The 6,746-nt window shown below is 61.0% G+C and carries 4 protein-coding genes and 2 pseudogenes; 3 read left to right on the top strand and 3 right to left on the bottom strand.

What is annotated here, in order from left to right:
* Window positions 1-78 precede the first annotated feature (78 nt).
* Window positions 79-537 (top strand): annotated as a pseudogene (locus QN347_RS18405) (recombinase family protein); the annotation flags it as partial.
* A gap of 73 nt (window positions 538-610) precedes the next feature.
* A pseudogene (locus QN347_RS18400) lies at window positions 611-2,097 on the top strand (IS3 family transposase).
* Here QN347_RS18400 and QN347_RS18395 read toward each other — a convergent pair.
* The 3 genes from QN347_RS18395 to QN347_RS18385 form a co-directional block, all read right to left on the bottom strand.
* A complete protein-coding gene (locus QN347_RS18395) occupies window positions 2,094-2,561 on the bottom strand; it encodes a cation transporter (RefSeq protein ID WP_322160350.1) in 468 nt (155 codons plus the stop codon). The pseudogene QN347_RS18400 and the gene QN347_RS18395 overlap by 4 nt on opposite strands.
* An 82-nt stretch (window positions 2,562-2,643) precedes the next feature.
* A complete protein-coding gene (locus QN347_RS18390; RefSeq protein WP_322160347.1) occupies window positions 2,644-3,642 on the bottom strand; it encodes a HAMP domain-containing sensor histidine kinase in 999 nt (332 codons plus the stop codon).
* A gap of 32 nt (window positions 3,643-3,674) precedes the next feature.
* Entirely contained in the window at window positions 3,675-4,355 is a 681-nt protein-coding gene (locus QN347_RS18385) for a response regulator transcription factor (RefSeq protein WP_322160345.1), read from the bottom strand.
* Window positions 4,356-4,749: 394 nt separating this feature from the next.
* Between QN347_RS18385 and QN347_RS18380 the strand changes: the two genes are divergently transcribed.
* Window positions 4,750-6,705 carry a TonB-dependent receptor plug domain-containing protein gene (locus QN347_RS18380; protein WP_323494296.1) on the top strand — a complete coding sequence of 652 codons (1,956 nt, stop codon included), beginning with the start codon at window positions 4,750-4,752 and terminating at the stop codon, window positions 6,703-6,705.
* Window positions 6,706-6,746: the final 41 nt, after the last annotated feature.

Here is a 6,746-nt window from a genome sequence, read left to right as displayed (position 1 = left end):
TCTCGCAGCGGCATGAAACCGGCGGACGCTCCACTTAGCAATCGCGCCGAGCTGTTCAAATGAACCGAGCCACCTCTCAACTCGCTCGACGCGCAACGCGAAGCATGTGCTGCCTATGTAAAGAGTCAGGCCAGCGAAGGCTGGGTGGGATCCCCCGACATCTATGACGATGGCGGCCTATCGGGTGGCACGCTCGAGCGCCCGGCGCTCCAGCGGCTGCTGGCCGAGGTAAAGGCAGGCCGCATCGACATCATCGTAGTCTACAAGGTCGACCGACTGACGCGCTCGCTGCTCGACTTCTCCAAGCTGGTGGAAGCGTTCGATGCGGCGGGTACGTCTTTCGTCTCGGTAACCCAGTCGTTCAACACCACCACCAGCATGGGGCGGCTGACCCTCAACATGCTGCTGAGCTTCGCCCAATTCGAGCGCGAAGTCACCGCCGAGCGTATCCGTGACAAGATCGCCGCTTCCAAGGCTAAGGGCATGTGGATGGGCGGAACCCCGCCGCTCGGATATGCCCCCAATGGTCGCAGCCTCCCCTCCGTGCCAACGATGATGAGACAACGCGCTGCCGGTAATTTACCCTTGAGGGCGCGGATGAGATATCACGATGGTTATGCCGCGCATTACAGACGAAGAGATCCCCGCAGCCGCTGGCGCTGCCACCGAAGAAGGCCGCAGGCCGATGCTGGTGGCAGCGCCAGCGGCTGCATCGCCTGAGTTATCCGACCGGCCGCATCGCCGGAACTTCAGCGCCAAATACAAGCTGCGGATCCTCGATGAGCTGGATCGTGCGGTCTGCACTCCGGGAGCGATCGGCGCGATCCTGCGTCGTGAGGGGGTTTACTCCTCGTCGATCACCGAGTGGCGGCGGCATCGCGCTGCCGGAGCGTCTGAAGGACTGAATAACGCAAAGCGTGGTCCCAAGGCAGTGGCACCCAACCCGCTATCGGCAGACCACGCTCGGCTGCAGCGCGACAACAAGCGCCTCCAGCAGCGGCTCGAGCGCGCTGAAGCGGTAATAGAGATTCAAAAAAAAGTCTCACTTTTGATAGGCTTTCCGATCACGGACGACGAGAAGCCGTGATGGACGCCCTGGCGACCCTCGGACCCAGGTCCGGCATAATTGCGGCGGCTTGCGACGCGCTGGGCGTGTCGCGTGCGACCTTTCACCGGCGTCACGTGGCCGCAGCGAAACCTCGGGCGGATCGTCGCCAAAGGCCTGCGCCGCCTCGTACGATCCTGGGACCGGAGCGTCGACATATCATCGACCTGCTCCGCGAGCCGCACTTTGCCGATCTCGCACCGGCTGAGATTTACGCGACACTGCTCGATCAAGGCATTTACCATTGTTCGATCCGAACCATGTACCGCATTCTCCACGAGCATCACGAAGTGCGGGAGCGCCGACAGCAACTGCGCCATCCGGTTTGCCAGAAACCCGAGCTTCTGGCCGAAGGCCCTAATCAAGTGTGGTCGTGGGATATCACCAAGCTGATGGGGCCAAGCAAATGGACCTACTTCTACCTCTATGTCATTATTGATATCTTCAGCCGACGCGTGGTTGGATGGCACATCGCCGACACCGAAAGCGCCGCTCTGTTCAGGCCATTGTTCGAAGACTGCGTCGCCAAGCATGAGGTCGTCCCGGGCCAGCTCACCCTCCACGCCGATCGTGGCCCATCGATGAAAGCCAAGGCCACCGCGCTCATGCTCGCCGATCTCGGCGTCACCAAATCGCACAGCCGGCCGTACACCTCAAACGACAATCCCTTCTCGGAGAGCCATTTTCGAACGCTGAAATATCAGCCCCAGTTCCCAAAGCGCTTTGGCTGCATCCAAGACGCAAAGACGTTCTGCCGACACTTCTTCAAATGGTATAACTGCGACCACCATCATCTCGGCATCGGCCTGATGACGCCCGACCAGGTTCATTATGGTCAGGCCGACCTCGTCTATGACGCCCGCCAGACCATCCTCGATCAGGCTTTCCAGACCAACCCCGAGCGCTTCGTCAACAAACCGCCCCAGCCTCCACAAAAACCAACCGCTGTCTGGATCAATCCACCGATAAACAAGCTCCAAACGCAAGTCTAAACTCCCGATCCGGCTGTCTCAAAATCATTGACACGTTCCGTGCGCGCTGACATGAACGCCGCTCGCGTCAGGCTTCCGCTATGATGGCGAAAGCGGGAGAGCATGAAGGCACAGGTCAAATTGACCGCGAGCGCACCCAGGCCGGCAAGTGTCAGGGGAACCGGATCGGGCGCGGTGGGCACGCTGAACTTCGACCAAGCCATCCATAGTGTCGCTATGCCGGGCACGAGCAGAATGCCCGCCAGTGCCATGCCGAGCTTCGCCTGTGATCGCGCAGCCCACCCTAGCCCGACGAGGATGAGCAGGTTGACCGACGTGTCTTCAAGGAAATCGACGCTATCAGCGAACAGCGACACCGAACCGATGGTCCGCGCGACAGCGAACTCAATTCCGAAATAGCCAAGGTTGAGCAGCGCGACCGTTCGCACGGCGCGGCGCAGACCTGGTGACATAGGCGTGTTCATGCTTCCCTCCACCGGGAACTTGCCCGAGTGCCGGGCGGGTTTTATAATCATCACTCTTCAGCGGTGACGAGCGACGCTTGGTTTACTGGCCGCTCGGCTTGAAGTTCAGAACAAAATTCGCGCCCGCTTGCGGTCCATCTTCAATCCTGATGCTACCGCGATGCGCTTGTGCGACCTGCGCTACGATCGCCAAGCCGAGACCGGCTCCGGTTCGCGCCTGGCCGGGCGCTCGCCAGAAGCGCGAAAAGACGTTTGCTCGGTCGCCTTCAGGGATTCCGGGGCCGTGGTCAATCACGCGAACCTGCGCTGGAGCGTTGACCGCAACGATCACTTCGGTCCCAGCCAACGTGTGATGAACCGCATTCTCGATCAAATTGCGGACCGCGCTGGCAAGTGCATCGGCGTCGCCCGAGATTACGATGGGCGCAGGTGGCGGCTCCAACGCGATCGTGCACCCCAATCCTACCGCCCATGGCGCGAGCTGCTCGACCACCGTTGTTACGATTTCTCCCAGGTCGACCGTGGGGCGCGTGTCGAGCGGCAGGGCGTCGAGCCGTGCGATCCGAAGGAGCTGCTCTACCAGCCGCGTCATCCGCATCACGTCCTGACGGAGGCGGCGCACCTCGTCACTCTCCGGCAACGCTTCCAACCCGGACGTCAAAATGGCGAGCGGCGTGCGCAGCTCGTGCGCGGCATCCCCGGTGAAGCGGCGTTGAGTCTCGAACCCGCGTTCAAGCCGCTCCAGCGCCTCGTTGATCGCTGCGACCAGCGATAGCAATTCGCTTGGCACGCCGACATTGTCGAGCCTCACCCCAGGCGAAGTCGGGTCGATCCGGCTCGCACGATCAGATGCCTGTTTGAGCGGCGCGAGGCTGGTCCGCACTGTCACGACAACCGTCGCAAGTACGACGGCTGCAAAGAGTGGAAAGCTCCACGCCGCCTCCATCATGAATTCTTCGACGAATACGTCTGCTTGACCCTCGTCCGAGAGCCCATGGGCAATCCGGTAGGCCTTGATCACTAACCCGGCGAAGCCGACGACCATGGCGACGATGCTCAATGCGGCGAGCCGTCCGACCAAGCGTCCCTCCAACGAACCCTTTCGGAACAGCTTCACTCCGTAATACCGTCCATTAGAAAATAGCCGACCCCACGAACGGTGTGGATCGTGCACCCGGCACCCGCGTCTGAAAGCTTCTTTCGCAGATGATGGACATGAACCGGGATCGCGTTCGATTCCAGCTCGCCGCCGTCGCCATAGAGCTTTTCTTCAAGGAGTGCCTTCGGCACGACGCGGCCAAACCGACGCAACAAATGTTCGAGAATTGCCAGTTCCTGACGCGCTAGGGGCAAAACCTTTCCGCCAACTCTGGCTTCCCGGCCGATCGTATCGAACGTCAGTGTTCCTGCTTCAAGCAGGACGCCCAGCGAATGGCCAGGTCGCCGCAGCAATGCCTTCAATCGGGCGACGAGTTCAGCGCCGGCAAATGGCTTGATCAGATAATCGTCCGCGCCAGCGTCCAGCCCGGCGACGCGATCATCGAGCGTGTCACGCGCGGTCAGCACGAGCACCGGCAGGCCCGACCGCCGCGCGCGTAACCGGGCCAGCAGCGTCAGGCCGTCACCATCGGCCAAGCCGAGGTCCAGCACAGCCGCATCGTAGGGAAGGAACTCCAGGGCATGATCGGCGTCCGCAACGCCAGGCACTGTATCAGCGACAAACCCCGCCCGATCTATGATGCCGGCGATCAGTTCGGCCATTCGCGGCTCGTCCTCCACCACCAGAACGCGCATTTGATTTCTCCGCCAAGACAGTTCGACCGTCCATAAAACTGCCTTAAACGAACACCGCCACAGGCCCTGAAGACCTTCCTTCTAGCGGCACGGGCTTTCAATGACATCTTTGCCTATCGTCTCCCTGCTACTCGCATCGGCGTCACTGACAACGCTGGCTCCAGCTTTCGCCCACGCTGCGCAATCTCGGGACGACGATCATGACAAACCAGTCCGCACCGCCAAGAAGCCGAGCCGCCATTTTTCGCCTCCAGCAAAACCCAAGAGCAATTCTGCTCCTCGTCGGGACGACGATGACGATGATGACGAAAAACCTGTTCGTCTTGCACCAACGCAAGCGTCCGCAGCACCCTTAACGGCTGCCATATCCTCGTCGCCATCGACACCTATCGCCGTGCCCGCCCCGCCCGTCGTTCCACCCGCAACTGCCAAGCGCGATGATGATGGCGATGATGGTCCAGCACCGGTCGGCGATATCATCGTGCAGGCTGAGCGGCTGGACAAGGCGCGGGCTGCGGTTGATCCAAGCCTCGGCGCTTCGACCTATACGTTGACCAACGACGCGATTGAAAAACGTCCCGGCGGGGAAACGACGACCCTGGCCCAAATCCTTCTTCAAGCACCAGGCGTCACCCAGTCGGGTAACGGTTCGCTCCGCGTTCGCGCACAGGGCGATCTGCAATACCGCATCAACAACGTCATTGTACCCGATGGGTTGAGCGACCTGGGGGAAAGCCTCAGCGCGCGTTTCGTCGATCGCGTCCAGCTCGTTGCCGGAGCACTCCCAGCCCAATATGGGCTTCACGCAGGCGGCGTGGTGAATATCACGACCAAAAGCGGGGTGTTCGATCGGGGCGGACAGGCTGAAATTTATGGCGGCAGCCAGAGCGAGATCGAGCCAGCATTTGAATATGGCGGGGCGTTCGGGAAAACGAACCTGTTCGTCTCGGGTAGCTACCGCCACAACGATGTTGGACTGTCAGCACCTGATCGGAGCGCGATCCCCGCGCATGACAGGACCGACCAGTTCGATGGATTCGGCTATCTCGATCGGATTATCGATGACCAAACACGCGTATCGCTGATCCTCGGCACTTCCAACGAACGCTTCCAGCTTCCCGCCCTGGCCACTGATCCGGCTCCGCACGGAACAGAGACCCAGAATGCTGACTACGCGCTTGCAAACATTCTGCGGACGGCCGGCGACCTGACGTTGCAGGCATCGGCGTTCGCGCGCTATTCGCGGCTGAATACGGTCGGGGACCGCATCGCGCCGAGCCTCATTCAGGCGGCCGATACCAGCGGCCTGACTGGAGGTTTGCAGATCGAAGCGGCCTATGTCGCAAGCCCGCGACATACGCTTCGCAGCGGCGCGGTTATCAGCTTCGATGGGGGCCGCACAGTGTCATCTACTCAAGTGGAGGCGGAGCACTCGACCGAGCACCGGACGATCGCAACGGGGTTTGTGCAGGACGAATGGCGGCCGCTCGACGGCGTTGTCGTCAATGGCGGGCTACGGTTCGATCACGTCAGCGGCACTGGTGGTGGCGATCGTCTTAGCCCACGCCTAGATCTTATTTGGTCGCCAGGCGGCGGGATCGACATGCACGGCGGATACGCCCGGTATTTCGTGCCCGCATCGCAGGAGGCGTTGACGCTAGCGGAGAGCGGCGGGGGGAACGCAGGCGGCCCGCTACATCCCGAGACGGATGACTATTACGATATTGGGCTGCAACGAACGCGCGGGGGTCTGACCCTCGGCATTGATGGCTATATTAGGCGCTCCCGCGATATGCTGGTCGACGCTCCGTTCGGGCAGGGATCACAGCAGTTGTTCTACAATTTCGCATCAGGGCGCAGCAAGGGTATTGAGTTCACCATGACCTATGCGAATGGTCCTTTCGCCGCATGGTCCAATCTCAGCATTGCGCGCACCGAAGGCCGCGACATCATATCGAGCCGGGCGCTCTTCGCTGCGCCTTACCTCGCCAACATCGCCACGCGCTATGTTCCGATCGACCAGGATCAGACCGCGACTGCCTCGGGAGGCGTATCCTACCGCTTAGACCGCCTGCGTCTGTCGAGTGACATGCTTTATGGAAGCGGTGTTCGGGCAACGCGCGCGAGCGGCACTGTCAACGATGCGACCCTGCCAAACTATGTCCAGATTAACATCGCCGGCCTGTACCGCCTGTCCGGTCTTGCCAGCAAACCTCTCAACCTGCGCTTGGACCTGATTAACGCCTTTAACGCGCGGTATCAGCTACGCGACGGTACGGCATTGGGAGGCGGCACACCGCAGCTTGCACGTGGCCGAGGCATTTTCGCTGGAATCGAGCAGCTATTCTAATCGCAATACAGCACGTGAAGATATTGCACGATCGGGCGCAG

Origin of the sequence: Sphingomonas sp. 10B4 (assembly GCF_035019905.1) — a bacterium.
GTDB classification, from domain to species: Bacteria; Pseudomonadota; Alphaproteobacteria; order Sphingomonadales; family Sphingomonadaceae; genus Sphingomonas; species Sphingomonas glacialis.
Note: the sequence above shows the minus strand (reverse complement) of the source record. Positions and strands in the feature narration are given on the sequence as shown.